At 61.4% G+C, this 26274-nt stretch carries 28 protein-coding genes and 1 tRNA gene; 18 read left to right on the top strand and 11 right to left on the bottom strand.

From position 1 onward, the window contains the following. Positions 1 to 7: 7 nt before the first annotated feature. Positions 8 to 673 (bottom strand): glutathione S-transferase family protein, encoded by a 666-nt coding sequence (locus tag AB8A23_RS05450; protein ID WP_439060221.1) that lies wholly within the window; start codon positions 671 to 673, stop codon positions 8 to 10. Between the two features lie 107 nt (positions 674 to 780). On the opposite strand from AB8A23_RS05450, the gene AB8A23_RS05445 reads away from it, so the two are divergent. The 5 genes from AB8A23_RS05445 (at position 781) to panE (ending at position 5382) form a co-directional block, all read left to right on the top strand. After that, entirely contained in the window at positions 781 to 1386 is a 606-nt protein-coding gene (locus AB8A23_RS05445; protein WP_439060223.1) for a DUF2239 family protein, read from the top strand. Positions 1387 to 1474: 88 nt separating this feature from the next. After that, complete coding sequence (locus AB8A23_RS05440; protein ID WP_439060225.1) at positions 1475 to 2839, top strand: MATE family efflux transporter; 1365 nt, start codon at positions 1475 to 1477, stop codon at positions 2837 to 2839. Between the two features lie 103 nt (positions 2840 to 2942). Beyond that, positions 2943 to 3557: a 2-hydroxychromene-2-carboxylate isomerase gene (locus AB8A23_RS05435; RefSeq protein ID WP_309941617.1), complete on the top strand. Its 615-nt coding sequence runs from the start codon at positions 2943 to 2945 to the stop codon at positions 3555 to 3557. A 12-nt stretch (positions 3558 to 3569) separates the two neighbouring features. Further along, positions 3570 to 4307 carry an SDR family oxidoreductase gene (locus tag AB8A23_RS05430; protein WP_184512486.1) on the top strand — a complete coding sequence of 246 codons (738 nt, stop codon included), beginning with the start codon at positions 3570 to 3572 and terminating at the stop codon, positions 4305 to 4307. A 151-nt stretch (positions 4308 to 4458) separates the two neighbouring features. Continuing rightward, positions 4459 to 5382 (top strand): 2-dehydropantoate 2-reductase, encoded by a 924-nt coding sequence (panE, locus tag AB8A23_RS05425; RefSeq protein ID WP_439060227.1) that lies wholly within the window; start codon positions 4459 to 4461, stop codon positions 5380 to 5382. 55 nt (positions 5383 to 5437) lie between these two features. Here the strand turns inward: panE and AB8A23_RS05420 are convergent, their stop codons facing one another. From AB8A23_RS05420 to AB8A23_RS05405, 4 genes are all read right to left on the bottom strand, one after another. Then, a complete protein-coding gene (locus tag AB8A23_RS05420) occupies positions 5438 to 6028 on the bottom strand; it encodes a c-type cytochrome (RefSeq protein WP_175369328.1) in 591 nt (196 codons plus the stop codon). Positions 6029 to 6104: 76 nt separating this feature from the next. Continuing rightward, complete coding sequence (locus tag AB8A23_RS05415; protein WP_184512489.1) at positions 6105 to 7373, bottom strand: PQQ-dependent sugar dehydrogenase; 1269 nt, start codon at positions 7371 to 7373, stop codon at positions 6105 to 6107. Positions 7374 to 7631: 258 nt separating this feature from the next. Further along, positions 7632 to 8081: a hypothetical protein gene (locus AB8A23_RS05410; protein ID WP_170849625.1), complete on the bottom strand. Its 450-nt coding sequence runs from the start codon at positions 8079 to 8081 to the stop codon at positions 7632 to 7634. Between the two features lie 160 nt (positions 8082 to 8241). After that, positions 8242 to 8316 (bottom strand) — tRNA-Gly (locus AB8A23_RS05405). Positions 8317 to 8614: 298 nt separating this feature from the next. Between AB8A23_RS05405 and trxA the strand changes: the two genes are divergently transcribed. Genes trxA through AB8A23_RS05390 form a run of 3 tightly spaced genes read left to right on the top strand, consistent with a single transcriptional unit; the run spans position 8615 to position 10506 of the window. Continuing rightward, the gene (gene trxA / locus AB8A23_RS05400; RefSeq protein WP_439060229.1) at positions 8615 to 9553 is read left to right on the top strand and encodes a thioredoxin; all 939 of its coding nucleotides are present in this window, start codon (positions 8615 to 8617) and stop codon (positions 9551 to 9553) included. A gap of 30 nt (positions 9554 to 9583) precedes the next feature. After that, a complete protein-coding gene (locus tag AB8A23_RS05395) occupies positions 9584 to 10258 on the top strand; it encodes an LON peptidase substrate-binding domain-containing protein (RefSeq protein ID WP_068730203.1) in 675 nt (224 codons plus the stop codon). Positions 10259 to 10305: 47 nt separating this feature from the next. Then, positions 10306 to 10506, top strand: a complete 201-nt coding sequence (locus AB8A23_RS05390) for a Trm112 family protein (RefSeq protein WP_068730204.1) — start codon at positions 10306 to 10308, stop codon at positions 10504 to 10506. Between the two features lie 17 nt (positions 10507 to 10523). Here the strand turns inward: AB8A23_RS05390 and AB8A23_RS05385 are convergent, their stop codons facing one another. The 3 genes from AB8A23_RS05385 to gstA are packed head-to-tail and all read right to left on the bottom strand — an operon-like array spanning position 10524 to position 12197. Further along, positions 10524 to 10853 (bottom strand): DMT family transporter, encoded by a 330-nt coding sequence (locus AB8A23_RS05385; protein WP_089263163.1) that lies wholly within the window; start codon positions 10851 to 10853, stop codon positions 10524 to 10526. Positions 10854 to 10860: 7 nt separating this feature from the next. Then, positions 10861 to 11559, bottom strand: coding sequence for a glutathione S-transferase family protein (locus tag AB8A23_RS05380; protein ID WP_439060230.1), 699 nt, complete (start codon positions 11557 to 11559; stop codon positions 10861 to 10863). Then, on the bottom strand, positions 11556 to 12197 hold the full coding sequence (gene gstA, locus AB8A23_RS05375) for a glutathione transferase GstA (protein WP_439060232.1): 642 nt from the start codon (positions 12195 to 12197) through the stop codon (positions 11556 to 11558). Before gstA ends, AB8A23_RS05380 begins: the two co-directional genes overlap by 4 nt. Before the next feature lie 87 nt (positions 12198 to 12284). Between gstA and AB8A23_RS05370 the strand changes: the two genes are divergently transcribed. Further along, positions 12285 to 13247: a LysR family transcriptional regulator gene (locus tag AB8A23_RS05370; RefSeq protein WP_439060234.1), complete on the top strand. Its 963-nt coding sequence runs from the start codon at positions 12285 to 12287 to the stop codon at positions 13245 to 13247. A gap of 25 nt (positions 13248 to 13272) precedes the next feature. On the opposite strand, the gene AB8A23_RS05365 is transcribed toward AB8A23_RS05370, so the two are convergent. Beyond that, a complete protein-coding gene (locus tag AB8A23_RS05365) occupies positions 13273 to 14493 on the bottom strand; it encodes a ubiquinone biosynthesis hydroxylase (protein WP_089263155.1) in 1221 nt (406 codons plus the stop codon). Positions 14494 to 14635: 142 nt separating this feature from the next. Here AB8A23_RS05365 and tesB point away from each other — a divergent pair, with 142 nt between their 5' ends. From tesB to AB8A23_RS05325, 8 genes are all read left to right on the top strand, one after another. Next, a complete protein-coding gene (tesB, locus tag AB8A23_RS05360; RefSeq protein ID WP_089263153.1) occupies positions 14636 to 15511 on the top strand; it encodes an acyl-CoA thioesterase II in 876 nt (291 codons plus the stop codon). Between the two features lie 169 nt (positions 15512 to 15680). Next, the gene (locus AB8A23_RS05355) at positions 15681 to 16019 is read left to right on the top strand and encodes a P-II family nitrogen regulator (RefSeq protein WP_089263151.1); all 339 of its coding nucleotides are present in this window, start codon (positions 15681 to 15683) and stop codon (positions 16017 to 16019) included. Positions 16020 to 16488: 469 nt separating this feature from the next. Beyond that, positions 16489 to 16827 carry a P-II family nitrogen regulator gene (locus AB8A23_RS05350; RefSeq protein WP_068730208.1) on the top strand — a complete coding sequence of 113 codons (339 nt, stop codon included), beginning with the start codon at positions 16489 to 16491 and terminating at the stop codon, positions 16825 to 16827. A gap of 54 nt (positions 16828 to 16881) precedes the next feature. Next, on the top strand, positions 16882 to 18321 hold the full coding sequence (locus tag AB8A23_RS05345) for an ammonium transporter (RefSeq protein WP_439060239.1): 1440 nt from the start codon (positions 16882 to 16884) through the stop codon (positions 18319 to 18321). A gap of 294 nt (positions 18322 to 18615) precedes the next feature. Further along, complete coding sequence (locus tag AB8A23_RS05340; RefSeq protein ID WP_439060241.1) at positions 18616 to 19845, top strand: aminotransferase class I/II-fold pyridoxal phosphate-dependent enzyme; 1230 nt, start codon at positions 18616 to 18618, stop codon at positions 19843 to 19845. A 38-nt stretch (positions 19846 to 19883) separates the two neighbouring features. Then, positions 19884 to 22370, top strand: coding sequence for a DNA translocase FtsK (locus AB8A23_RS05335; protein WP_439060242.1), 2487 nt, complete (start codon positions 19884 to 19886; stop codon positions 22368 to 22370). 193 nt (positions 22371 to 22563) lie between these two features. Further along, positions 22564 to 23418 (top strand): outer membrane lipoprotein carrier protein LolA, encoded by an 855-nt coding sequence (locus AB8A23_RS05330; protein ID WP_349633095.1) that lies wholly within the window; start codon positions 22564 to 22566, stop codon positions 23416 to 23418. A 66-nt stretch (positions 23419 to 23484) separates the two neighbouring features. Continuing rightward, positions 23485 to 24300 (top strand): exodeoxyribonuclease III, encoded by an 816-nt coding sequence (locus AB8A23_RS05325; protein ID WP_439060243.1) that lies wholly within the window; start codon positions 23485 to 23487, stop codon positions 24298 to 24300. A 6-nt stretch (positions 24301 to 24306) separates the two neighbouring features. Here the strand turns inward: AB8A23_RS05325 and AB8A23_RS05320 are convergent, their stop codons facing one another. Next, the gene (locus AB8A23_RS05320) at positions 24307 to 24756 is read right to left on the bottom strand and encodes a cyclic nucleotide-binding domain-containing protein (protein WP_089263672.1); all 450 of its coding nucleotides are present in this window, start codon (positions 24754 to 24756) and stop codon (positions 24307 to 24309) included. Positions 24757 to 24828: 72 nt separating this feature from the next. Next, complete coding sequence (locus tag AB8A23_RS05315) at positions 24829 to 25515, bottom strand: response regulator transcription factor (protein WP_068730214.1); 687 nt, start codon at positions 25513 to 25515, stop codon at positions 24829 to 24831. Between the two features lie 249 nt (positions 25516 to 25764). Between AB8A23_RS05315 and AB8A23_RS05310 the strand changes: the two genes are divergently transcribed. Further along, positions 25765 to 26274 (top strand): L,D-transpeptidase family protein, encoded by a 510-nt coding sequence (locus AB8A23_RS05310; RefSeq protein WP_414716827.1) that lies wholly within the window; start codon positions 25765 to 25767, stop codon positions 26272 to 26274.

Genomic DNA, 26274 nt, shown 5'->3' with positions numbered 1-26274 from the left:
AGCTCGATTACTTGCCCACCGAATACGGCCCGCCCTTCTCCAGCGCACGCTGATAGGCGGGCCGCGCGTGGATCGTCGCGAGCCACGCCATCGCCTTGGGATGTCCTTGCTCCAGCCCGGCGCGCGCGGACGCTGCTTCGAGCGGGAAGCTCATCTGGATATCGGCGGCGGTGAACTCGCTGCCCGCGAACCATTCGCTCTTCGACAGTTCGCCTTCCCAGAACGCCATGTGCTGTTTGAGTTGCGGATCGACCAGCGTGTTCAGCGCTTTCGCCGCGATGGCATTGACCACCGGACGCATCAGCAGCGGCGCGCGCTTCGGCAGCATCAGGAAGATCAGTTTCAACAGGAGCGGCGGCATCGCCGATCCCTCGGCATAGTGCAGCCAGTAGGTGAAGCGCAGACGCTCCGGGGTATTGTCGGCGGGGATCAGCCGGCCATTGCCATAGATTTTGACGAGATATTCGACGATCGCACCGGACTCGGCGATCGTGTTGCCATTGTCGGTGATGACAGGCGACTTGCCGAGCGGATGGATCGCCCGCAGCTCCGGCGGCGCCAGCATGTTGGGCTGCCGATGGTACCTGATGATCTCATAGGGAGTGCCGAGCTCCTCGAGCAGCCACAGGACGCGCTGGGAGCGCGAGTTATTCAGGTGATGAACGGTGAGCATGGCGATCCTTTGGGCTGGCGCGCTCAATTATTGCCCGGGTAATATTGACAGATATATTATCCGGGTATAATTAGCATCGATCTTGATGATGAGACGGGCTTATTCCCATGACTGAAATGTGTGTTCCTCCGTTTAGCGCCTTTGCCGGTCCGAAGCTGCTGGCTTCTGGGCCATTGGCCGAGGTCGCGATCGCAATCAAGATCGCGACCGGCGCAATCGCCGATCCGATCGTCATTTTCGACAATGCCACCGGCAAGTCACTCGATATCGATTTGCGCGGCAGCCATCGCGAGGTCGTCGCCCGTCTGCCCCAGCTATCCGCGGTCGAGCCCCACGTCGAGGCGTCGACCGAGCCCCGTGGCCGTGGCCGGCCGAAGCTTGGCGTTGTCGCCCGCGAGGTAACGCTGTTGCCGCGCCATTGGGAGTGGCTTAGCGCACAGCCGGGCGGTGCCTCAGTCGCGCTACGCAAGCTGGTAGAAAATGCCCGCCGCGCGAGTGGCGACAGGGATCGTCAACGCGCCGCGCGCGATGCGGCCTATCACTTCATGTCGACCATGGCCGGAGATCGGCCGGGCTTTGAGGAAGCGTCGCGCGCGCTGTTTGCCGGCGATCAACGGCGCTTCACCGAACTCATCGCGAACTGGCCAGTCGATATCCGCGATCACATCGTAATACTCGCATTTCGTGATCAGGCCGCCGCCCCACTGGCCTGATCACCCGGCCCCATCGACCACCACAACACCGTGCGCATCAACGCGCGCTAACGGACCGTTATGTCTTCGTGCCAACCGAGAACCCGCTATGTCTGAGCCTTTGCCGATGACACCGCGTCCTTTGTGGAGGACGTTTCTCACCTTCCTTACACCGATGATGCTGAGCAATATTCTGCAATCGCTGTTCGGCACCATCAACAGCATCTATGTCGGCCAGATGATCGGCGTCGATGCGCTCGCGGCGGCATCGGTGTTCTTTCCGATAATGTTCTTCTTCATCTCCTTCGTCGTGGGATTGGGAGCGGGCGCGTCGGTGCTGATTGGCCAGGCCTGGGGCGCGGGCGAGCGCCACAAGGTAAAGGCGGTGGCCGGCACGACCCTCGCTGTCGCCCTTCTGCTAGCGGTCATCATTGCGGTGTTCGGCGCCCTGTTGAGCCGACCAATGATGGTTGCGCTTGCGACACCGGCGGATGTTCTCGACCAGGCCAGCGCCTATGCCCGGATCATGATGCTGGCGATGCCGGCGACCTTCATCTTCATTCTGATGACATCGATGATGCGCGGCGTCGGCGACACCGTGACGCCGCTATGGGCGCTGGCACTATCCACATTCATAGGCCTCACCGTCACACCGGCGCTGATCCAGGGCTGGTTCGGCCTGCCGCGGCTTGGCGTGGCCAGTGCTGCCTGCGCCGCGGCCGCGTCGAGCGCGTTCACGCTGCTCTGGCTCGCCATGTACCTGCGCCGCAAGAAACACGCGCTCGCGCCCGACACGGAGCTCCTGCGCAGAATACGGCTTGACCCCGCGCTGCTGCGCAAGGTGTTGCGGATCGGTATCCCTTCCGCGATCGGCATGGCCGTAATGTCGGTGGCCGAACTTGTGCTGCTCGGCCTCGTCAACGGCTTCGGCTCCAACGCGACCGCCGCTTATGGCGCGGTCAACCAGATCTTGAGCTATGTGCAGTTTCCGGCCATTTCGATCTCGATTACGGTCTCGATCTTCGGCGCGCAGGCCATCGGCCGCGGCCAGGCCGACCGGCTCGGCGCCATCGTCCGCACCGGATTGCTGATGAACCTCGTCCTAACCGGCGGACTGGTGGCGATCGCCTACCTGTTCTCCCGCACCCTCATGAGCTTTTTCATTGTCGATCCCGCGGTCCTCGAACTCGCACAGCGATCGCTTCACATTGTACTGTGGAGTTCGGTCCTGTTCGGCATGGCCACAACCTTCTCCGGAATGATGCGTGCCAGCGGAACGGTATTCGCACCATTGGCGCTTCTGGTTTTCGCCATCGTTGCCATCGAGGTGCCCTCGGCCGTCATCCTCAGCCGCACTATCGGTCTCGATGGCGTCTGGGCCGCCTACCCCATCACCTTCTGCGCCATGTTTGTTCTGCAGATGAGCTATTACATGCTGGTGTGGCGCAAACGGACCGTACAGCGTCTGATCTGACACTGTGCGCCGTCAAGCCATAGCATTACGGTCATCATAAAAGATGTGGACGCATCGCACGTGCTGCGCCACACTGCACCCAATAAAAATTCGGGAGACCGCCTTGACCAAGACGTCGCCACAATTCCTGTTCGATTTCGGCAGCCCCAACGCCTATCTCAGCCATCTGGCGATCCCGGCGATCGAAGCGCGCACCGGCGTGACATTCGAATACGTCCCGGTCCTGCTGGGGGGCATCTTCAAGGCGACCAATAATCGCTCACCGGCGGAGACCTATGCCGGCGTCAAGAACAAACGTGAATTTCATCAAATCGAGACCGAGCGGTTCGTGAAGCGCTTCAGCGTCAAGCCCTACACGATGAATCCGTTCTTCCCGGTCAACACGCTGAACCTGATGCGCGTCGCCATCGCGGCACAGCTTGACGGCGTGTTCGAGAAATACGTCGAGGCGGCATTCCATCATATGTGGGGTGAGCCAAAGAAGATGGATGACCCCGACGTGGCCATCAAAGCGCTGACCGAGTCGGGTCTCGATGGCGCAAGACTGTTCGCACGCGGACAGGAGCCCGAGGTGAAGGCAGTACTGGTGGCGAACACACAGACCGCCGTCGAGCGCGGCGCCTTCGGCTCGCCGACCTTCTTCGTGGGTAACGAGATGTTCTTCGGCAAGGAGCAACTGCGCGAAGTCGAGGAACTGATCACCGGCGCCAGCAAGTAACGGGAGAGTTTCATGCAGAAGCGCAACGCGACTGTCGCGGTCATCGGAGCTGGAGACTATATCGGCGCCGAGATCGCCAAGAAGTTTGCCTCAGAAGGTTTCACAGTGTTCGCCGGGCGCCGCAACGGCGACAAGCTGGCGCCTTTGGTGGCAGAGATCGAGGCCATGGGTGGCACGATCGTGGCGCGCTCGCTCGATGCCCGCAAGGAAGACGAGATCGCCGCCTTCCTCAATGACGCCGATGCGCATGCGCCATTGGAGGTCTGCATCTTCAATGTCGGCGCCAATGTGAATTTCCCGATCCTGGAAACGACCGAGCGGGTATTTCGCAAAGTCTGGGAGATGGCCTGCTATTCCGGCTTCCTGGCCGGGCGCGAAGCTGCACGGCTGATGATGCCGCGTGGCCAGGGCAACATCTTCTTCACAGGCGCCACCGCGAGCTTGCGTGGCGGCAGTGGTTTTGCCGCTTTTGCATCGGCCAAATTCGGGTTGCGTGCAGTAGCTCAGGCGATGGCCCGCGAGCTCGGCCCGAAAAACATCCATGTTGCCCATCTGATTATCGACAGCGGCGTCGACACCGCCTGGGTGCGCGAACGCCGCGAGCAGATGTGGGGCAAGGAGGCGCTCAACAATCCCGATTTGTTGATGCCGCCTGCGTCGGTCGCCCAGTCATACTGGCAGCTCTATCAGCAGTCGCGTAGCGCCTGGACGTTCGAGCTGGAGATCCGCCCGTTCGGAGAGAAGTGGTAGTCCGCTCACACCACAGCCGTCATTGCGAGGAGCCCTTGCGACGAAGCAATCCAGCCCTGCATCGACAAGGAACTGGATTGCTTCGCTTCGCTCGCAATGACGGGCTACTGTTTGACAGCTTCGCGTTCCAATCCAACATGGACTCATCCCAATGCGTATTCTCGTGGTCGGCGCCGGTGCCATCGGCGGCTATTTCGGCGGCAGGCTGTTGCAGGCCGGCAATGACATCACTTTCCTGGTTCGCCCGAAGCGCGCCGGTGAGCTGGCAAGCGCCGGCCTTGTCATCAAGAGCCCGCACGGCGACGTGATCCTGAAGAATCCGCCGACGGTGCAGGCAGATGCGATCAAGGAGAAATTCGATGTCGTGCTGCTGAGCTGCAAGGCCTTCGACCTCGACGACGCCATCGCGTCTTTTGCACCCGCGGTTGGGCCGAACACGGCGATCATTCCGCTGCTCAACGGCATGAAGCATCTCGACGTACTGGAGAAGAAGTTCGGCGCCGAGAATGTCATGGGCGGCCAATGCCAGATCGCAGCGACGCTCAACGAGGCGCGCGAGGTCGTCCAGATGGCGCCGATGCAGGTGCTCAGCTTCGGCGAACGCAAGGGCGGCAGTTCAGATCGCGTGAAGGCGATCGCTGCGATCATGGCGACCGGCAACTTTGGAGGCGCGGCCTCCGAGAATATCATGCAGGATATGTGGGAGAAGTGGGTGTTCCTGGCGACGATCGCCGGCTCCACCAGCGCGATGCGCGGCGCTGTCGGCGACATCGTCGCGGCACCTGGCGGCCGGGACTTCATCCTCGGCGTGCGGGATGAGATGAGTGGCGTCGCCAAGGCCAACGGCTTCGCACCGCGGGCAGCCTTCCTCGAACGCACCGAGGGCATGCTGACGGCAGAGGGTTCGAAGATGACCGCCTCGATGTATCGCGACATCCTCAACAAGGCGCAGATCGAGGCCGACCAGATCGTCGGCGACGTCATCGCCCGCGCCGATGCCGCCAAGGTTGCCGTGCCGCGACTGCGGATGATCTATACGCATCTCAAGGCGTATGAGCATCAGCGGGTAGCGTAAGCATCGCAACGTAGCCCGGATCAGGCCAGTCGCAATCCGGGCTACGGATTTCCCTTCATAGATGCGCCAGATAATGCGCCAGCGCAGTGATCTCTTCTTCACTGAGCGAATAGGCAACCTCAGCCATCGCTGCCATGCCGCCACCGGCGCGGACGCCGGACTTGTAATCGCGCAGCGCCTTGACGAGATAGTCCTCGCGCTGTCCGGCGATACGCGACACCGCCTTCGTGCCACCATAACTTTCCGTGTGACACGACGCACACCGACGGCCGACCGCCGCTTGCGCGCCCTTGGCCGACAGATCCGGATTGTCATCGGGCTTTTTGCCCTCCGGCGGCTTCAGCGAGGCGAAATAGGCGCCGAGATTACGGATGTCGTTGTTGTCGATCTGCTCCAAGATCGGCTGCATCTGTTCGTTCTTGCGGGTGCCCGAGCGGAAGAACACCAGCTGCCACTGGATAAACAGATCCGGCTGTGCGGCGAGCGAAGGGATGTTCTCCATTTGCGAGATGCCGTTTTCGCCGTGACAGCCGCTGCAGAGCTCGGCTTTCTCCTTGCCCGCGGCGATATCGGCGGCATCAGCCGGACTGGACCCAGAACCAAGAACTAGAAAGACAAGAACAGCCGCGATTGCAGAACGATGCATGAGCCACATTCCCATTCCAGAATACATGAGGCTGGAGCTGCGGATGACGCAACTCCAGCCTCACGCAATTCGCGACTTACTTCGCGTAGCTGATGCGATAGATTGCGCCTGCCCAATCGTCGGCAATCAGCAGCGATCCATCCTTGGCCAGAACGATATCGGCAGGGCGGCCGAGATAACCCTGGTCACCCTCGATCCAGCCGGAGGCAAAGATCTCCTGCTTGGCGTTCTTCCCATCCGGCCCGGCGATCACACGCTTGATACGTGCGCCCTGATACTTGTGCCGGTTCCACGAGCCATGCTCCGCAATGAAGATGTTGTTCTTGTATTCGGCAGGAAACATGTTGCCGGTATAGAACTTCATCCCCAACGGAGCGACATGGGCGCCGAGATTCAACACCGGCGGCGTGAACTCCGAACACTTGTGCCCCATGGCGAATTTCGGATCCGGCATGTTGCCTTGATGGCAATGCGGATAGCCGAAATGCTCACCAAGCTTCGAGATCATATTGAGCTTGTCGCTCGGCATATCGTCGCTGATCCAGTCGCGCGCATTTTCGGTGAACCAGTATTTGCCGGTGCGCGGATCGACGTCGCCGCCCACCGAATTGCGAACGCCCAGCGCAACGATTTCGGCATTGCCGGTCTTGGGATCGACACGGCGGATCTGCGAGAGGCTGGTCGGCGGAATGCCGATGTTGAAGGGAGGTCCAAACGGAACGTAGAACCAGCCGTCCTTGTCCGGCGCGAGATACTTCCAGCCATGTGCCGCGAATGACGGCATATCGTCATAGACCACCTTGCCGTCACCGAGCTTGTCGATATTTGCCTCAGCATTCTCGTATTTGATCAGCTTGTTGATATCGATCACATAGAGCGCACCGTCCTGAAAGGCGATGCCCGTCGGCATCTTCATGCCCTTGATGACGGTCTTGACCTCTTTCTTGCCGCCCTTGTCGGTGATCGCATAGACGTTGCCGAGGCCGAACGATCCGACAAAGAGTGTGCCTTTATCGCCCCAGGCCATCTGCCGCGCCGCCAGCACGCCGGATGCATAGACCTCGATCTTGAACCCGGCAGGCAGCTTGATCTTCTTCATCATGGCTGCGAGTTCGGCATCGGACGCACCGGTCGGCGGGCCCGACGGCGGCGCGAGGCCCTTTTGCGCTTCAGTTTCGTCGCCGAGGAACCAGTCGTCTGGCGGATTGGTCCAGAATTCCTTGGTATCGGATTTGTAGCTCTTGAGCTTTTGCTGTGCGCTCGCTTGATTGAGCGAGGCCATGCCGATCGCCGTAGCGAGGATGGCGGCGCACGCAACAACGGATCGACCAGTCATCGATTTCATCGCGTCACTCCCTGTGCAGCTTGTTGCGGCTGCTATGTCTTATTGAACGTTCGAGACGAACTTTATTGGTCTGTGATTTTCTCAGACAGTGAGATGCTAGCACAAATGTCGCAGGTGAAAAGCGCAACTAACGCTCGCGCAAATGAAAGACGTCGCCATCACGACGACATCTTGAAAAAAATTTTGAAAGTTAGTTCCATTAGCCTGATGCAATTGGCGCATCGCACCGCATCATCGCGCGATCACTGCTACGTTTTTTTAAAGGCTACCCTTGGTGAGATAGCGCCAGGCCACGGCCAGCAAGATCAACCCGATGAAGATCAACGCGACCGGCAGCTTCTTCTTTTCGCGCGGGGGCGGTGGCGTGTTGGGCTTGATCCGGCGAAAAGGCGTGACGTTGTTATTGTTGTCGTCGGGCATTGGTCTTGATCTCGAAGCCGTCTTGATGATGGGCGCGATGCCGGTGCCGCCCATGCGGGAATAATAGCTGCGGTAGACAGTCTGGATGGTGGCTTCGGCCGCGGCTGGCTCGGATTGTTTGCCACGCGCCAGCAGCGCGAGATAGCCCGCATAGAATGTCTGGGCTTCCTGCGGCAGCGCGTCGAGGCTTTTCAGCTTCGCCATCATCACCCAGGTCGCAAAATCCGCCCGCGCCTCGTCATTGGCACGCTTGGCAATTTCCAGGTTGGAATCAGTGGTCGACGGCATCGTCAGTCTCGTACCCGCTTCGCCCGTGGATTGTCTGCCCAACGCCCGATGATTTCAAGCGATGCGGGGCGGATCTACGTGCCTGCGGATCACAAACGACAAGGCCGCCGGACGGCGGCCTGTGATCGATAAAACTGATGCCAAAAAACCAGGAAAATTCTGGAGCGGGCGAAGGGATTCGAACCCTCGACCCCGACCTTGGCAAGGTCGTGCTCTACCACTGAGCTACACCCGCATCCGAGAAGACAGGCGGCGATTGCTCGCCGCCGACGCGCAGACCTATGCCAAATGCCGGTGGCGAATGCAACAGTTAGACTGCAACTCGGATCGCGGCGAGTTAATCGCGATTTATGGCCCTTTGAGCCCGATTCGGCCCGGAAAACGGTTCAAAACAGTCAAATGTCGCTTCTCGGGTGGAATCGGCCCCTGCCGGACCTATTTCACCGGATTGCAAATTACTGTCACGGACGCCATTTAATCGCTCAGGCCATGCTAGAAGCAGCCAAATTTTTCAGACATCGAGCGAGGTTCACGTGACCATCATGGATCAGGGCGGCGCACAGGCGCCGCAGGCAGGTTCGACGCCGCAGGCAGCAACCGCTCTCATCAAGGACACGACCACCCGCACCTTCGTGCAGGACGTCATCGAGGAATCCAAGCGCCAGCCGGTCCTGATCGACTTCTGGGCGCCGTGGTGTGGTCCGTGCCGCCAATTGACTCCCGTCATCGAGAAAGCCGTGACCGCCGCCAAGGGCAAGGTGAAGCTGGTCAAGATGAACATCGACGAGAATCCGGAGATTCCCGGCCAGATGGGCATCCAGTCGATCCCGGCCGTCATCGCCTTCGTCAACGGCCAGCCGGCTGATGGCTTCATGGGTGCGGTTCCGGAGAGCCAGGTCAACGCGTTCATCGACAAGCTGACAGCCGGCATGCCCGGTGCCGAACCCACGGCAGCAGAACTGCTTCAGGAAGCCGAAGCGATTCTGGCTGAGGGCGATCCGGCGACCGCCGCCTCGATCTATGGCGAGGTGATTGCCGCGGATGCCGGCAATATCGCCGCCATTGCTGGCCTTGCCCGCTGTTACGTCGAGACCGGCGCCATCGAGCAGGCCAAGCAGACCCTTGAGCTCGTCCCGGTCGCGAAGCGTGAGGACGCTGCGGTCAAGGCCCTGCAGGCCAAGATCGATCTGGTCGAACAGGCCAGTGCGCTCGGTCCGGTCACCGAACTGGAACAGAAGGTCGCCGCGAATCCGCTCGACCATCAGGCCCGCTTCGACCTTGCGATCGCACTCAATGCCGCCAACCAGCGTAGCGAGGCCACGGGTCATCTGCTTGAGATCGTCAAGCGCGACCGCAAATGGGATGACGACGGCGCCCGCAAGCAATTGATCCAATTCTTCGACGCCTGGGGACCGACGGATGAGGCCACGGTTGACGGTCGCAGGCGGTTATCGACTATCCTGTTCTCGTAATTCTTCTCGTGTGACGAATCGGAACCGGACATGCCCATCAATGCCGACTATCGCGGGCCTGCCGAACTTCCCGAGGTGATCCCGGTGTTTCCGCTGCCGGGCGCGCTGCTGCTGCCGCGCGGCCAGATGCCGCTGAACATTTTCGAACAGCGCTACCTCGCGATGATCGACGATTCGCTTCGCGACGGGCACCGGCTGATTGGCATGATCCAGCCCGATGCGGCGCATTCGCCGGATGAGGCCAAGCCGGCACTGTTCAAAGTCGGCTGTGTCGGGCGCATCACCCAGCTCGCCGAATCCGGCGACGGCCGCTACATCCTCGAACTGACCGGCGTTTCCCGTTTCGAAGTGGTGCAGGAACTCTCGGTGCTGACGGCATACCGGCAGTGCAAGGTCGACTACTTCCCCTTCATCGACGATTTCACCGCACGCAAGGGCGAAGATGATGTCGATCGGGCCGCGCTGCTCGCGGTACTCACCGACTTCCTCAAGGCCAACAACCTGAAAGTGGATTGGGAAGGCATCGACAAGGCTCCCAACGAGGCCCTGGTGAACGCGCTGGCGATGATGTCGCCCTATGGTCCGCCAGAGAAGCAGGCGATGCTCGAAGCCCCTGACCTCAAGACCCGCGCTGAGATCCTGATCGCTGTCACTGAAATGGATCTGGCCAAGAAACGCACCAGCGGCGACCCGCCGCTGCAGTAATTCTGATAGATAAGCATGATCAACGACCGCATCACCGGAGCGCACCCATGACCACACCGCCAATCGAGCGCGCCGAAAGCACCGTCGACGCCAAGCTGCTCGAGATTCTGGTGTGCCCGCTGACCAAGGGCCAACTCGAATTCGATGCCGCCCGCCAGGAGCTGATCTCGCGCCAGGCCAAGCTTGCTTATCCGATCCGTGATGGCATTCCGATCATGCTGCCGGAAGAAGCGCGGAAGATCGACTGAGTTTCTGATATGGCGGCTCATGCCGGCGCAAATCTCAGGGCGACGATACCGGCGACGATGAGGGCGACCCCGCCGCCGCGCAGCAGAGTCATCGACTCGCCAAACAGCACGCTTCCGAACAAGACCGTCCCGGCTGCACCGATCCCGACCCATACCGCGTAGGCGGACCCCACCGGCAAAACCTCCAGAACCCGGCCGAGCAGATAGACGAACGCGGCGAGGAAGATCAACGACAGGATGGTCCAGCCCAGGCGGGTGTAACCCGCGGCATATTTCATCGAGATCGCCCACGCCACATCGAGAAGCCCGGCCACGATCAGCAGCAGCCATGCGACACCCTGGCTCACGGTTGCCTCACGCTGCGATCTTGAGAAGATGAGCGTCCCGCTCAGCGAGGAATGCGCGCAACCGATCAGCGTAGTCGGCCGTGACGGCATTCGCTACGCTCGGACGCCTGCGTAACGCTGCGCGCCATGCCCGAACCTTGGGTGTTTGGGCGAAGACTTCCGTGTCAGCGATGGTATCGAACACATCAAAGTAGCGGAAGATCGGCGCGTAAACCGCATCGACCATACTGAAGTGCTCCCCCGCGAAAAACGGCGCTGCGGTTAGCACGTTCTCGATGCGACCGAATTTGCCGGCCAACATCTTCCGCTTCGCTTCGTAGCTGTTCGCGTCGGTGGCCGTCTCGAATCCCCACAGATCGGCGAGGATCGACGAGCCGAACTCGATCCAGCCACGGTGCCCGGCTCGTTCGAGCGGATCGGATGGGTGAAGCCGCACGCCTGTCTGCGTCTCTTCGAGATATTCGCAGATCACCGCACTCTCGAAGATCGCGGCAGGGTCATTGCGGTCGCGCCGGACAAGCAGAAGCGGAACCTTGCCCAGCGGGGAGATCGCGTGAAACCAGTCCGGCTTGTGCGCGAGATCGATATAGCGCCGCTCGAAACGGACGTCCTTTTCGGCAAGCACGATGGCCGCTCGCTGCACGTAAGGGCAGAGATGATGGCTGACGAGCATCAGTACTGGCGCGTCTGGTTGATCCACGGTCATGCGCTCACCTTTATTCTCTCGGCGCGCATGGCCTGCTGTACGGCGGGCCGCGCTTCGACGCGGGCCATGAAGTCGCGCAGATAGGGAAAGTTGGACAGATCAACCTTGGCGAAGTTGGACCAACCGACGATCGTGAACAGATAGGCGTCGGCCGCCGTGAAGTTTTCTCCGAGCAGGAATGGCCTGCCCGCCGCCAGATGGCGTTCGACCGACGTCAGCCGCTCTGCGATCTTTGCACGTGCAACATCTCCCGCCTGCGCGCCATATTCGGGGTGAAACAGCCACGGGCTGAACATCTTGTGGAGTTCGGTGGCAATGAAGTTGAGCCAGGATTGCAGCTCGACACGCTGCGGTGTGCCGGCAGGCGGCGCCAACCTGCTCTCGGGTTTGAGGTCCGCAAGGTATTGAACGATCGCGGTGCCCTCGGTCAGCACTGTGCCGTCATCGAGCGCCAGCGCCGGCACATAGCCATTCGGGTTCACCGCCGAATAGTCGCTGCCCGCCTCGGTGACGTGGGGCGACTTCCGGATATCCACCCGCACGAGTTCAAGCGGGATACCCGCCTCGTTCGCAACAATGTGTGGCGAGAACGAACAGGTACCGGTGGCGTAATAGAGTTTCATGGTTGGATCTTTCATTGCATCCGTCGTAGGGGCGCTATCGCGCCAGCAACGTAGCGCCCGCGCAAACGCAAGTCCCATTGGCATTTCGCCAGCGACGCTTGCGTGACTGCAAGCAGCTACACTGCTATCTTCGTCGGCATGGATGATTGGAACGAACTTCGGCTGGCGCTCGCCATCCAACGCGCGGGCAGCCTGACGGCGGCGGCGATAACACTCGGCGTCGATCACTCCACGGCCTTCCGCCGCCTGAAAGCGTTGGAGGACAAGGTTGGCGTGCGACTATTCGAACGGCTTCCAGGCGGCGTCTATCAAGCGACGGAAGCCGGTGCGCGGATGGCTGCCGGCGCAGAGCGCATGGAGGACGAGGCACTGGCGCTTGATCGCGACATATCCGGTCGCGATCATCGTTTGTCCGGCCGCCTGACGGTCACGTCGTCCGAAACGCTGGCCTATAGCCGGCTGACGCCGCTTCTCGCCGCGTTCCAGCAGACTCACCCCGGCATTGTCGTGGAGTTGATGATCGACAACCGCGTACTGAGCCTGTCGCGCCGCGAAGCCGACATCGCATTGCGCCCTATCCGTCCGAAGGAAGGCGATCTTTGGGGACGCAGACTGTCGGCCATCGCGTGGGGGCTCTATGCCGCCCCTGCCTATCTCGAGGCAATTGGCGGCCCGTTATCGAATCCATCCGAGATCGATCGCCATTCCTTGATCGGCTGGGAGGAAACAACATCAGGCATCGGGGCCGCCGACTGGCTGTCGCGCGCCGCGCCATCGAAGGCCTTCGTCTATCGGACAAACAGTCTGGTCAACCAGCTCGTCGCAGCGAAGGCCGGCATCGGGCTCGCGCTAATGCCGTGCTATCTCGCAGATCACGACGCCGGGGTGGCAAGAGCACTATCTGAGCCCCTCAAGGAACTTGAGGGTGAACTCTGGATCGTGACTCATGCGGATTTGAAGAATACGGCGCGCGTCAGGGCCTTCTTCGATCTCGTCGGCGAAGGATTGATCCGCGAGCGCCCACTGTTCGAAGGCGAGAAGAAGCAGACACCTTCACCACGTTGAGCGGCATAACCGCATGACGTGCTGCCTACAGTGCCTCGCCCTTCAACAGCCGCGGCACTTCCCCCGACAATCCCGCAGCCTGCTTGATGAACGCGCCCTTCAGCGGCGGCAACCGATCGACGATGCCGAGACCGATGTCGCGGATGCTGCGCACGAAGGGCAGATCGTTCGAGAACAGGACGTTCAGCACATTGGTGGCGACACCCATTGTCATGGTGTCGAAGCGGCGCCAGCGCTGGTAGCGCTCCAAGACATCGCTCTGGCCGAAATCCATCCCAAGACGTGCAGCATCAACGATGGTTTCTGCCAATGCCGCGACATCCTTCAGACCCATATTGAGTCCCTGCCCCGCGATCGGATGGATCACATGCGCAGCGTCGCCGATCAGCGCCAGCCGTTCGCCGATGAAGGAGCGCGCGACGAAATAGCCGAGCGGAAAGGCCCGCGGCTTGTCGAGCGCTTTGACCTCGCCGAGGTGCAGGCCGAACCGCTGCTCGAGCTCGGCATGGAATTCATCATCCGGCAAAGCGACGATGCGCGCGGCTTCCGCGCGCTTCTCGGTCCACACCAGCGACGAACGCTTGCCAGTCAAAGGCAGAATTGCAAACGGCCCGGCGGGCAGGAAGTGTTCTTCGGCACGTCCGTCATGATCGCGCTCATGGCCGACCGTGACGACGATACCGGACTGGTCATAATCCCAGCCATGGGTCGCGATGCCCGCACGCTCGCGTAGCTTCGAGCGCGCGCCATCGGCAGCGACAAGAAGTGCTGCTTCAATCACGCTGCCATCACCGAGCGTGACGCTGACACCGTCGGCCCGTGAATCGAATGTCGTCACCGCGGTCGCACGCAGGTCGACGCCCGCCGCTTCGGCGCGGATCACGAGTTCGTCGATCAACCGGCGATTTTCGACCATATGTGCGAACGGCTCGCCCGGCTCCACATGGCCGCCGAAGGTCAGGAAGGTCGGACGGGTGGCGTCTTCCAGCTTGGAATCGGTGACGACCATGTCGAGAATCGGCTGGCTTTCGGCAGCCACAGCATCCCAGACACCGAGAGCATCGAACAGCCGCCGACAGGCAGCAACGATGGCCGTGGCGCGCGGATCGCGGCTCGGCCGGTTCGCCAGCGCGGGATCGGCTACAATAATCGGCAGATCGGGGCCAAGCCCCTGGCGCAACGCCAAAGCCAGCGCCAGTCCGGCGAAGGCTCCGCCGCCGATGACAATGCCTCGTTGTGCCGCCATGATATCCGTTCTCGCTGTTGCCACGCGCTTATAGCTGGGCGAAACAGGATCGCGAAACAAGGGCGGCAATGGGACCGGGGCCTGCACGGCCAAGGTCTTGGTAAACCTCCCTTAATATTGCCGCTGAGCGAAAGATGCCGACATGTCCAAGAGCCTGATCGATCTGATCGATATCCTCGATCTCGAGACCATCGAGGTGAACATGTTCCGCGGGCGCAGCCCGAAAACGCGCTGGCAGCGGGTGTTCGGCGGCCAGGTTATCGGCCAGGCCATGGTGGCTTCGTGCCGCACCGTCGAAGGCCGCATGCCGCATTCGCTGCATTGTTATTTCATTCTGCCCGGCGACCCGCAGATTCCGATCGTCTACGAGGTCGAGCGCCTGCGCGACGGCAAGAGCTATTCGACCCGGCGTGTCACCGCGATCCAGCACGGCCATGCGATCTTCTCGATGATGGTGTCGTTCCACGCCGAGGAGGAGGACTCGTTCAACCACCAGGATCCGATGCCAGACGTGCCGCCGCCGGACAAGCTCACTGCGGAAGAGCTCTCGAAACATCCGATCATCGAGAAGATGCCCGATTTCATCCGCCGCTATTACGAGTCCGATCGGCCGATCGAGCTGCGTCCGGTGGAATTCCAGCGTTATGCTGGCGAGAAGATTCCGGAGGGGCGGATTAATTTCTGGATTCGTACCGCCGCGAAGCTGCCCGACGATCCGGCGCTCCATATGTGCGCGCTGGCCTATGCGTCGGACTTTTCGCTGCTCGATTCCATCATGGCCCGCTATGGCCGCACCTTGTTCGACGGTCAGGCGATGGCGGCCAGTCTCGATCACGCCATGTGGTTTCACCGCCCGTTCCGCGCCGACGAATGGCTGCTCTACAGCCAGGATTCGCCGAGCGCCCAGAACGGTCGCGGCCTCGCGCGTGGACTGATCTTCAAGCCCGACGGCACGCTGGTGGCGACCGTGGCGCAGGAAGGCTCAGTGCGCGAGCGCCGCGAGAAGCCGGCGACGTAAGTCGCTCCGCTTCCAGTCATGAATCCCGCTTCGCCGTCTTGGCGTGCAAACGGCCCGCCCCGAAGGCAGGGTCGCCGCCCAATTTCCACGCGCCATGCCAACGGGGATGGCATAAAGCTGTCTGATTGCGTAAGCAGGGTCGTACACCGCCCCCGAAGAGGAATCCTGCATGAAGCTCGTGGTCGCGATCATCAAACCCTTCAAGCTCGATGAAGTGCGTCAGGCTCTGACGGCCATCGGCGTCCACGGCATGACGGTGACCGAAGTGAAGGGCTATGGCCGGCAGAAGGGCCATACCGAGATGTATCGCGGCGCCGAGTATATTGTGAACTTCCTGCCCAAACTACGCCTCGAAATCGCTGTGGCGTCCGACCTCGCGGCCAAGGCGGTCGAGGTCATCTCCACCGGAGCCCGGACCGGCCAGATCGGCGACGGCAAGATCTTCGTGACCCCGATCGACCACGCCCTGCGTATCCGCACCGGCGAGACCGACAGCGACGCGCTTTAGGCAATAAGCCAGCGCCCACTGGGCTTTCAGCCAGAACTGCTCTCGCAGTCCGCTCGAATACGCCCGAAGGACTCTGCGGTCTTGCCCGGTTGAACCATGTCAATTCCACGCGCGCCAGTTGGAAGGCCTGCAGATTAGACAATTTCGAGTTTTTTGCCTCGGATTGACGTATTTGGGCACCTCTGGGCTGCCCGCCGCCTAAGCAGGAATATGTCGAGAGCCTGTCATGCTTCCCTTTTGGGCAGGATTGGCTAGAGTTTGGGCGCGACCGAATAGCGCACTCTGTCTCATCACGTGAGAAACGCGAAAAGCTGGGGATTCATAAACCGTTAGAGAATTCCGCCGATCTGGCACGGCATTTGATTCTATCTGGTCTGGCTGTGCCCGCGTAGTGAACTTCTCCGCGTGGTGAACCTCAGTCGAGATCGCCCGGTCGGTTTTCGGTCGGGCCCAAGCGGGGATAGGACCCATGAAAATTGTTATGGCGATCATCAAGCCATTCAAGCTTGAGGAAGTCCGTGATGCCCTGACCGCCATTGGCGTTCATGGTTTGACGGTGACGGAAGTCAAAGGATATGGCCGACAGAAGGGCCATACGGAAATTTATCGCGGCGCTGAATATGCGGTGAGCTTCCTGCCCAAGATCAAGATCGAGGTGGCTGTCGCTTCCGATCAGGTCGACAAGACCATCGAAGCCATCACCACCGCCGCCAAGACCGGCCAGATCGGCGACGGCAAGATCTTCGTCATCAACCTCGACCACGCGGTTCGCATCCGCACCGGCGAGGCCGATGCTGCAGCCCTCTAAGTCGAATTCCTCGGATTTCGCGCTCACCCATTCTTCAATCAGGAGTCAAACACAATGACGTTTAAGCGTCCCTCTGGCGCGGGATTGGCGGCACTCGCCGTTGGCCTGTTCGCCGCAACTGCGGCTTACGCCGATCCGACGGTCAACAAGGGCGATAACGCCTGGATGATGACCTCGACGGTGCTGGTTCTGTTGATGACCGTCCCGGGCCTCGCCCTGTTCTATGGCGGCCTCGTTCGCTCCAAGAACATGCTCTCTGTGTTGATGCAGGTCCTCTACACCGCTTGCATCGTGATGGTGATCTGGGCTCTCTACGGCTACAGCATCACGTTCACTGGCGGTTCGGCCTATATCGGTGGTTTCTCGAAGGCGTTCCTCGCCGGCGTGACGCCTGACTCGATGGCTGCTTCGTTCACCGCGGACGCCAACATCTCGGAACTCGTCTACTTCTGCTTCCAGATGACCTTTGCCGCCATTACCCCCGGCCTGATCGTCGGCGCCTTCGCAGAACGCACCAAGTTCGCCGCGATTGCACTGTTCATCCCGCTCTGGGTGACGTTGATCTACTTCCCGATCGCGCACATGGTCTGGTACTGGGCTGGTCCGGACGCCATCGTTGCAGCCGCCAAGGCTGTTGCGGCTGCGGCTCCCGATGCGAAGGCTGCGGCTCAGGCCAAGCTTGATGAAGTCATGGCCGATGCTGGCCAGGTGTTCCTGTGGGGCGCTCTCGACTTCGCTGGCGGCACCGTCGTTCACATCAACGCCGGCATTGCTGGCCTCGTGGGCTGCCTGATCATCGGCAAGCGCACCGGCTACGGCAAGGAGCTGATGGCTCCGCACTCGCTGACCATGACCATGATCGGCGCGTCCCTGCTGTGGGTTGGCTGGTTCGGCTTCAACGTCGGTTCGAACCTCGAAGCCTCGGGCACTGCCGCTCTCGCGATGACCAACACCTTCCTCGCAACTGCGGTTGCGGCGATGGCCTGGATGTTCGCGGAGTGGATGACCAAGGGTCACCCGTCGCTGCTCGGCGCAGCATCGGGCGCGGTTGCCGGCCTCGTCGCCGTCACCCCGGCTTGCGGCTTCTCGGGCCCGATGGGCGCGATGGTTCTCGGTCTGGTCGCAGGCATCGTCTGCCTGTTCTTCTGCACCGTCGTGAAGAACTCGCTCGGCTATGACGACTCGCTCGATGTGTTCGGCGTCCATTGCGTCGGCGGCATCATCGGCGCGCTTGGCACCGGCATCCTGGTCAACCCGGCCCTCGGCGGCACCGGCGTCATGGACTACGTCGCCGGCAAGATCGGCGACTACGACATGGTCACCCAGATGATCGCGCAGTGCAAGGCTGTCGCGACCACGCTGGTGTGGTCGGGCGTCGGTTCGGCGATCCTGTTCAAGGTCGTCGACGTGATCGTCGGTCTCCGCGTCAATGTTGAAGTCGAGCGCGAAGGCCTCGACGTCACCGAGCACACCGAACGCGCCTACAACATGTAAGCGTCACGAGCCATCCCGGATCATCGGTCTGGGATGCTCACAAAGGGATCGGTTGGGGCACTACCCGGCAATGTCCCAACCGTCGAAGGGCTCCAGCGCAAGCTGGGGCCTTTCACTTTTTGGGGGCCATTCTGATCCCCGCATAGGCCTGGACGGCCGCTGAACGCGTGATAGCAAGGCCGGCCCCTCGATGGTTAATCGCGTCTTAACCTCGCCGTATCTATGGTGGTTTGATCCCATTTCGGCCGATCTCATGGGGCGATCGGCTGCCTTGAAAGTACTGGCGTTTTCCTGATGGCACTCACCGCTCCTCCTTCCGCGGCGCAAGGCGCTGGCAGCCGGACCTCGGCTGGGCCCGATGGCGAGCGTTCGCCGTTTGCGCGACTGACGGAATTGCTGGCGCCATATCAGCCCGGCCAACCGCTGATCACACTGTCATTGGGCGAACCGCAGCACCCCGTGCCGGATTTCGTCGGGCCGGTCCTCGCCAAACACACCGCCGATTTCGGCCGCTATCCGATCGCCAAGGGCATTGAGCCGTTCCGCCGCGCCGCCGCGACGTGGATGGGCACGCGCTTCAATCTCCCGCGCGACCTCGATCCGGAAACCGAAATACTGGTGCTGAATGGCAGCCGCGAAGGCCTGTTCTTCGCCGCGATCACGGCCGCGCGCTTTGTCGGCCCGCGTAAAGGCACGCCGGCGATCCTGCTGCCGAACCCGTTCTATCCGGCCTATGGCGCCGGTGCGCGCGCCGCGGGTTGCGAGCCGATCTTCATGCCGACCACAGTGGCCAACGGCTTCCTTCCCGATCTCGACGCACTCGATAAGGCGACGCTGGCACGCACGGTGGCCATGTACGTCGCATCGCCGGCCAACCCGCAAGGCGCCGTCGCGACGCCCGCTTACTTCAAGAAGCTGCACGACCTCGCGCTGCGCTACGGTTTCATCGTGCTGTCCGACGAATGCTATTCGGAAATCTACACACAGGCCGCGCCCGGCAGCATGCTGGCGTCAGCCGGACCCGACTATGCCAATGTCGTTGCGTTTCAGTCGCTGTCTAAGCGCTCGAACCTACCCGGCATGCGCGTCGGCTTCGTCGCTGGCGACAAGAGATTCCTCGGCGCATTTCACGAATTGCGCAACGTGGCCGCGCCGCAGGTGCCGGTGCCGCTGCAACAGGTCGCAGTTGCCGCCTATAGTGACGAAGCGCATGTGGAAGAGAATCGCAGACTCTACCGCTTGAAGTTCGATCTTGCGGATCAGATCCTCGGCAATCGCTACGGCTACAAGCGCCCGGCCGGCGGCTTCTGTCTGTGGCTCGATGTCTCCGCATATGGCGGTGACGAAGAGGCAGCCGTGAGACTGTATCGCGATGGAGGCGTGCGCGTGGTGCCCGGAAGTTATCTGGCGCGCCCGCAGGCCGACGGCAGCAATCCCGGCGCCGGCTATATTCGTTTGGCCATGGTGCAGGACAGTGAAACGACAGCCGAGGCTTTGCATCGGCTGGTGAAGATTTTGAATTGAAGATCCTGGATTGATGCAGGGCGCATGAGCACTCCGGTATGAGCACCACGATCGAACGCGTCATTCCTCTGGTCGGTCATCTGCCCGCGTCAATTCGCGAGATGCTGGGACGACGGCTGCGCGAACTCGCCGGCTTCGGTCTGGTCTGCGCTGCGGGTGTCGCAACGGCAGCGATGATGACGTGGTCGGTGCAGGACCCGAGCCTGAGCCATGCCACCTCGCGTGCGATCCGCAATGTCGCCGGTTATCCCGGCGCGATCGGTGCCGATCTGTTGATGCAGATCCTCGGCCTCGGCGCGATCATGATGATTCTCACCATCGCCGTCTGGGGCTGGCGGATGATGACGCATCGGCATTTCGATCGCGAAGCGCTGCGTATCGGTTGCTGGGTCCTTTGCACCATCATCGCATCAGGCTTTGCCAGCTGCTGGCAGCATGGCGGGTCGTGGCCCCTGCCGACCGGCGTCGGTGGCGTGGTCGGCGACGCGCTGTTTCGCGCGCCCGCGGTCGTCTTCGGTCCCGTCGGCTTCATCTATCGATTCGTCCTCGGCTTTATTCTCTGCGCGGCGATGATCGTGACCTTCTTCATCGCCTGCGGTTATGGCGCGCAGGCGAAGGAAGAGTTTGCCGAGATCGACATCGAGGAAGACGACGAGCCATTCGAGGAAGACGAAACCCGCGATCGCAGCTCGATCTCGGTCTCGCTTGGCTGGGCCGCGCATGCCGTGATGAGCGCGAAGGCGCGTCTCGGCCGTTTCCTCTCGTTGGTCTATGGCAAGATGGTTGCAAGCGAGCCCAAGGTGCGCGCGGCCTCCTTCGAACGTCAGGAACCGAACCTCGGCGGTCGTCGTAACAGCCCGTCAATTGCGCCGCGCGACGAAGACGAGAGCGATCACGACAAGGACGAAGAGCACGACTACGAGGAAGAAGAAGAGGAAGAGGAGCCCGCCCCGAAGGCGCGCAAGAAATCCTCAGCCAAGGAGCCGGTGCGCAAATCCAACGGCAAGTTCGAACTGCCCTCCGTCGGCATGCTCACCGCGCCGAAGGCCGCCGATCGCAAGCCGCTCAGCAAGGCCGAACTCGAAGCCAATTCGCGCGCGCTGGAAGGCGTGCTGCAGGACTTCGGCGTGCGCGGCGAAATTGTCAAAGCCAATCCCGGCCCCGTCGTCACGCTGTACGAACTCGAACCCGCACCCGGCATCAAGTCGTCGCGCGTGATCGGCCTTGCCGACGACATCGCACGCTCCATGAGCGCGCTGTCCGCCCGCGTCGCCGTCGTCCCCGGTCGCAACGCCATCGGCATCGAGCTGCCGAACGCCCATCGCGAAAACGTCTACTTGCGCGAACTGCTGACCGTGCAAGACACCAATGACGGCAGCATCAAGCTCCCGCTCTGCCTCGGCAAGAATATCGGCGGCGAGTCCATCATCATCGATCTTGCGCGCACCCCGCATATGCTGATCGCCGGTACCACCGGTTCGGGCAAATCAGTCGCGATCAACACCATGATTCTCAGCCTGGTCTACCGGCTGCGGCCGGATCAGTGCCGCCTGATCATGGTCGATCCGAAGATGCTCGAACTCTCCGTCTATGACGGCATCCCGCATCTGCTGACGCCGGTCGTGACCGATCCGAAGAAGGCCGTGGTCGCGCTGAAATGGGCCGTGCGCGAGATGGAAGAGCGCTACAAGCGGATGGCCAAGCTCGGCGTGCGCAATATCGACGGCTATAATACGCGCCTCGTGGAAGCCAAGGCCAAGGGCGAGGAGCTCTCGCGCACCGTTCACACCGGCTTCGACAAGGAAACCGGCAAGGCGATCTACGAAGAAGAGAAACTCGATCTCGCGCCGTTGCCCTATATCGTCATCATTGTCGACGAAATGGCCGACCTGATGATGGTCGCCGGCAAGGACATCGAAGGCCTGGTGCAGCGCCTCGCGCAGATGGCACGCGCCGCCGGTCTGCACGTCGTCCTCGCAACGCAGCGTCCTTCGGTGGACGTCATCACCGGCACGATCAAGGCCAACTTCCCGACGCGCATTTCCTTCCAGGTCACGTCGAAGATCGACAGCCGCACCATCCTGGGCGAGATGGGGGCCGAGCAACTGCTCGGCCGCGGCGACATGCTCTATATGGCTGGCGGCGGCCGCATCTCGCGCGTACACGGTCCTTTCGTGTCGGACGAGGAAGTCGAGAAGGTGGTGCGTCACCTGAAGACGCAGGGCGAGCCAGAATATCTCGAAGCGGTCACCGCCGAAGAACCGGAAGAGGGCGAGGACGGCGCGGTATTCGATTCGACCGGCATGGGTGCCGATGGCGGTGGTGGCGATCTGTTCCAGCAAGCCGTTGCCATCGTGAAGCGCGACCGGAAGGCGTCGACCAGCTACATCCAGCGCCGGCTGCAGATCGGTTACAATCGCGCAGCGTCGTTGATAGAGCGCATGGAAAATGAAGGCATCGTCGGTCAGCCCAACCATGCCGGTAAACGCGAGATTCTGATCGAAGAAGAAGAAAGCGGGTTCTGAGAGTTTGACCCCGCCGATGGACAATCCCGCTTTTGAGTCGCGAAATCGCCACAGCTCCGGGTTAGCGCCTGCGCTGGCGGCGCCAGCCGCGGCGGGGGCGCAAGAGACCACCGGCCGGACCGCAAAACCGGTACCCATTCTGACGCAAAGCGCGGTAAAATGCGCCGAACCCTCCGAGCAGGACGACGCCTTGATGAGACGCCCGACCCATCACGCCGCAGACCGGTCTTTCCTGCGCATCGGCGCAGCCGGCCTCGTCGCGACGTTTGTCGCCGCCATTGTGGCGCCCTCGGCCTATGCCCAGTCAATCCCATTGCCGCGACCTGCACCGCAGGCGCGCAGCAATGGCAGTTTCCAGATGTCGGCCTCCGAGCCCCAGGCCGTTCGGCCGCCAGTTGCAATCGCACCCAAGACATCGGCGACGACATCCACGCCACCGAATCCAATCATTCCGGATCCGCGCCGCAACGTTCCCGCCAGCATTTTCATGAGCTTCGACGCCAATCAGAAGGCGCAGGCGAGCAAAGTAAGCAGCTATCTGTCATCGCTCAGCAATCTGAGCGGTAACTTTGTTCAGGTGGGCCCGGACGGCAGCCGCACCACCGGTGACTTCTTCATCCAGAAGCCCGGCAAGGTCCGTTTCGAATATGATGCACCGACGACCATCGCCATGGTGTCCGACGGCCAGTCGCTCGCCGTCCGCGATTCCAAGCTGGCAACCCAGGACATCTACCCGCTGTCGCAGACACCGTTGCGCTATCTGCTGTCCGATCGCATCGATCTGATGAAGGACACCAATGTGGTCGCCGTCAGCGCTGACGACCTCTATACGTCGGTGACCATTGAGGAAAAGAACGCGCTGGTCGGCACCTCGCGCCTGATGCTGATGGTCGGCACCAAGGATGGACAGCTCAAGCAGTGGACCGTCACCGACCCGCAGGGCTATGACACCACGGTCGCGATCTACAATCTCGATACCGCGAAAAAGCCCGACCCGGGGCTGTTCAAGATCGACTTCACCAAGTATCCCACCAGCGGCGCGAATTAGTTTTCGCTGCAGGTGATGCCCTCATGATGAGCAGGCGCGCTTGCGCCGTCTCACCATCGGATTTCCATGCGTTTTTCCCTGACCACCTGGAATATCAATTCGGTGCGATTGCGCATCGACCTTGTCGCCAAGTTTCTCGAAGAAATGCAGCCGGATGTGCTGTGTCTGCAGGAAACCAAGTGCCCGGACGATGCCTTTCCGCTCAAGCGCTTCAAACAGCTCGGTTATGACCATGTCGTGCTGAACGGGCAGAAGGGCTATCACGGCGTCGCCATCGTCTCGAAACTTCCATTCGAGAGCAGCGACATCCGCGTGTTCTGCAACAATCTGGACTCACGCCACATCTCGGTATCGTTCGGCGAAAAGGCCGGCATGGCCGTGCCGCTGATCGTGCATGATTTCTATGTGCCTGCCGGCGGCGACGTTCCGGATCCGGACGTGAATGCGAAGTTCGCGCACAAGCTCTCGTTCCTCGACGAGATGAAGACCTGCGAGCCGCTGCATCCGCGCGGCGATGCGCGTCATATCCTGGTCGGCGATCTCAACGTAGCACCGCATGAGAATGACGTGTGGTCGCACAAGCAGATGCTGAAGATCGTGTCGCATACTCCGATCGAATGCGAAAAGCTGCTCGCCGTGCAGAGCGAGGGCAACTGGATCGACGTCGCGCGCGAACGCATTCCACTGTCGGAAAAGATCTACACGTGGTGGAGCTACCGCGCCGCCGACTGGGCGGTGTCGAATCGCGGCCGCCGCCTCGATCACATCTGGGTGTCGTCCGCGCTAAAAGATTCGATCCGCGACTTCACCGTCACGTCAGATGCACGCGGCTGCGAGCGACCATCGGATCACGTCCCGGTCACGACGGTGCTGGAGCTTTGATATCAGTTACTGGCTGAGCTTGGCGCCGATCAGCGTCACGTCGCTGGCGAGCTGACTGACGCGAGTCGCCATGTCGTCACGCAGACGGCGCGCGGCCGCGGGATCGCTGTCAAGCACGCGCTGAAACAGGCTGCGTGTGATCCGGATCGTGCTGGAATATTCCGTGGCGACCGCCGTCGAGGGCCGCTGCATCGCCACCAGTAATGCAAGTTCGCCCATCAATGTGCCGGGGCCTGCGATCACTTCATGATCGCTGCCGTCGTCGAGGCTGATGCGGAATGCGCCGTTCTGGACGACGTAGCCGCAATCGGCATCGTCGCCCTGCCGAAACAACACCGAGCCCCGCGCAAATTCCTGCTGCTCGGAACCGATCGCGATCACGCGCAAAGCGGCGATACCCAACAGGCGCAATGTCGGGACACGCTCAAGCAGGGCTACATCATCATCGATCGACATGCAGAACCGTGTGATCGGGACGCGCAAAGGAGGATACCGAACAGCTAATGGCGAATCGGCTCCCGAATCGTATCACGGCACCAACTTGTAGCCACCGGCTTCCGTCACCAGGATTTCAGGATTGGCGGCGTCCTTCTCGATCTTCTGACGCAGCCGATAGATGTGCGTTTCCAGCGTGTGCGTGGTGACGCCGGAATTGTAGCCCCAGACTTCCTGCAGCAACGTCTCGCGCGACACCGGCAACTGCCCGGCGCGGTACAGGAAGCGCAGGATCGCCGTTTCCTTCTCGGTCAGGCGGACCTTCTTGGCATTGGCACCGGTGAGCATCTTGGAGCCAGGCCGGAAGCTATAGGGACCGACGGTGAAGACGGCATCTTCGCTGGCTTCGTGCTGACGGAGCTGCGCACGAATACGCGCCAACAGCACAGCAAAGCGGAATGGCTTGGCGACATAATCATTGGCGCCGGATTCCAGACCGAGAATGGTGTCGGAATCGGTGTCATGCCCGGTCAGCATGATGATCGGCGCCTTGAAGCCACCCTTGCGCAGGCTGCGCACGACTTCGCGACCGTCCGTGTCGGGCAGGCCGACATCCATCAGCACCAGATCGGGGGAATTGGCCTTGGCTGCAGTAGCGCCCTTGGCGCCGGTGTCGACAGCGGAGGCCTCGAACTCTTCGTGCAGCGACAGCTGCTCGACCAGCGCCTCGCGCAAATCAGTATCGTCATCCACGATCAAGATCTTGCGGGCATTGGGCATTGCGACAATCCTTTGAACGGCTGCGGCGGAGCGTTGTTCGCCGCGCTGAAACAGTGGGCCAGAAATCGTGACAGGCTTCGCCGTTACTGCATATTCTAGCGCAAAATCAGCGACATTCCCGGCGAATGTACTGCTGCAGCGCGAAATAGAACATTTGCGGTAAATAGCAAGGCGGAGTTCGCGATTCGGATGGGAAGTCTCGTTATTTCAGACACTTATCGAACAAGCTTGCGTGATCGACCGCTAACTATGGTTCACATTCGCGCGTCAGCCGGAGACAGACTCCGTGGATGGCTGACGACCGATCACGCAACCATACCCGTCGCGCTCGGCCGCGGCGGAATCAAGGCGAACAAACGCGAAGGAGATGGCGGAACGCCGCTTGGGACGTTTCGCCCCATCCGCCTATGGTGGCGAGCCGACCGCAATCCACGTCCGCGTAGCTTTCTGCCGATCCGCCCCATCACGCCGATGGATGGCTGGTGCGAGGATCCGTCTGATCGGCACTACAATCGGCCTGTGCGGCTCGATCGTGGTCATGACGGCGACCGACTGGCCCGCGAGGATCATCTCTACGATTTCATCATCGAGATTGACCAGAACACCCGGCCGCGGATCGCCGGACGGGGGAGCGCGGTGTTCCTGCATCTGGCGCGCCCAAAATTCGCGCCGACCGCGGGCTGCGTGGCCATGACCAAGCCAGCCATGCTGCGGCTGCTGGCCCGGATCGGACCGAAGACGAAGATCGTTATCGGCTAG

The sequence above is a fragment of the Tardiphaga sp. 619_E2_N8_4 genome, from assembly GCF_051810905.1.
In the GTDB taxonomy this organism is placed as follows: Bacteria; Pseudomonadota; Alphaproteobacteria; order Rhizobiales; family Xanthobacteraceae; genus Tardiphaga; species Tardiphaga robiniae.
The sequence above is the reverse complement of the archived record's forward strand: the minus strand, read 5'-3'. Positions and strand labels throughout refer to the sequence as shown.

Excerpts from the sequence above, each read along its gene's own strand:
- AB8A23_RS05450 (WP_439060221.1), bottom strand. The coding sequence starts at position 673 with ATGCTCACCGTTCATCACCTGAATAACTCGCGCTCCCAGCGCGTCCTG.
- AB8A23_RS05445 (WP_439060223.1), top strand. The coding sequence starts at position 781 with ATGACTGAAATGTGTGTTCCTCCGTTTAGCGCCTTTGCCGGTCCGAAG.
- AB8A23_RS05440 (WP_439060225.1), top strand. The coding sequence starts at position 1,475 with ATGTCTGAGCCTTTGCCGATGACACCGCGTCCTTTGTGGAGGACGTTT.
- AB8A23_RS05430 (WP_184512486.1), top strand. The coding sequence starts at position 3,570 with ATGCAGAAGCGCAACGCGACTGTCGCGGTCATCGGAGCTGGAGACTAT.
- panE (WP_439060227.1), top strand. The coding sequence starts at position 4,459 with ATGCGTATTCTCGTGGTCGGCGCCGGTGCCATCGGCGGCTATTTCGGC.
- AB8A23_RS05420 (WP_175369328.1), bottom strand. The coding sequence starts at position 6,028 with ATGCATCGTTCTGCAATCGCGGCTGTTCTTGTCTTTCTAGTTCTTGGT.
- AB8A23_RS05415 (WP_184512489.1), bottom strand. The coding sequence starts at position 7,373 with ATGAAATCGATGACTGGTCGATCCGTTGTTGCGTGCGCCGCCATCCTC.
- AB8A23_RS05410 (WP_170849625.1), bottom strand. The coding sequence starts at position 8,081 with ATGCCGTCGACCACTGATTCCAACCTGGAAATTGCCAAGCGTGCCAAT.
- AB8A23_RS05395 (WP_068730203.1), top strand. The coding sequence starts at position 9,584 with ATGCCCATCAATGCCGACTATCGCGGGCCTGCCGAACTTCCCGAGGTG.
- AB8A23_RS05390 (WP_068730204.1), top strand. The coding sequence starts at position 10,306 with ATGACCACACCGCCAATCGAGCGCGCCGAAAGCACCGTCGACGCCAAG.
- AB8A23_RS05380 (WP_439060230.1), bottom strand. The coding sequence starts at position 11,559 with ATGACCGTGGATCAACCAGACGCGCCAGTACTGATGCTCGTCAGCCAT.
- gstA (WP_439060232.1), bottom strand. The coding sequence starts at position 12,197 with ATGAAAGATCCAACCATGAAACTCTATTACGCCACCGGTACCTGTTCG.
- AB8A23_RS05365 (WP_089263155.1), bottom strand. The coding sequence starts at position 14,493 with ATGGCGGCACAACGAGGCATTGTCATCGGCGGCGGAGCCTTCGCCGGA.
- tesB (WP_089263153.1), top strand. The coding sequence starts at position 14,636 with ATGTCCAAGAGCCTGATCGATCTGATCGATATCCTCGATCTCGAGACC.
- AB8A23_RS05355 (WP_089263151.1), top strand. The coding sequence starts at position 15,681 with ATGAAGCTCGTGGTCGCGATCATCAAACCCTTCAAGCTCGATGAAGTG.
- AB8A23_RS05350 (WP_068730208.1), top strand. The coding sequence starts at position 16,489 with ATGAAAATTGTTATGGCGATCATCAAGCCATTCAAGCTTGAGGAAGTC.
- AB8A23_RS05345 (WP_439060239.1), top strand. The coding sequence starts at position 16,882 with ATGACGTTTAAGCGTCCCTCTGGCGCGGGATTGGCGGCACTCGCCGTT.
- AB8A23_RS05340 (WP_439060241.1), top strand. The coding sequence starts at position 18,616 with ATGGCACTCACCGCTCCTCCTTCCGCGGCGCAAGGCGCTGGCAGCCGG.
- AB8A23_RS05335 (WP_439060242.1), top strand. The coding sequence starts at position 19,884 with ATGAGCACCACGATCGAACGCGTCATTCCTCTGGTCGGTCATCTGCCC.
- AB8A23_RS05330 (WP_349633095.1), top strand. The coding sequence starts at position 22,564 with ATGAGACGCCCGACCCATCACGCCGCAGACCGGTCTTTCCTGCGCATC.
- AB8A23_RS05325 (WP_439060243.1), top strand. The coding sequence starts at position 23,485 with ATGCGTTTTTCCCTGACCACCTGGAATATCAATTCGGTGCGATTGCGC.
- AB8A23_RS05320 (WP_089263672.1), bottom strand. The coding sequence starts at position 24,756 with ATGTCGATCGATGATGATGTAGCCCTGCTTGAGCGTGTCCCGACATTG.
- AB8A23_RS05315 (WP_068730214.1), bottom strand. The coding sequence starts at position 25,515 with ATGCCCAATGCCCGCAAGATCTTGATCGTGGATGACGATACTGATTTG.
- AB8A23_RS05310 (WP_414716827.1), top strand. The coding sequence starts at position 25,765 with ATGGTTCACATTCGCGCGTCAGCCGGAGACAGACTCCGTGGATGGCTG.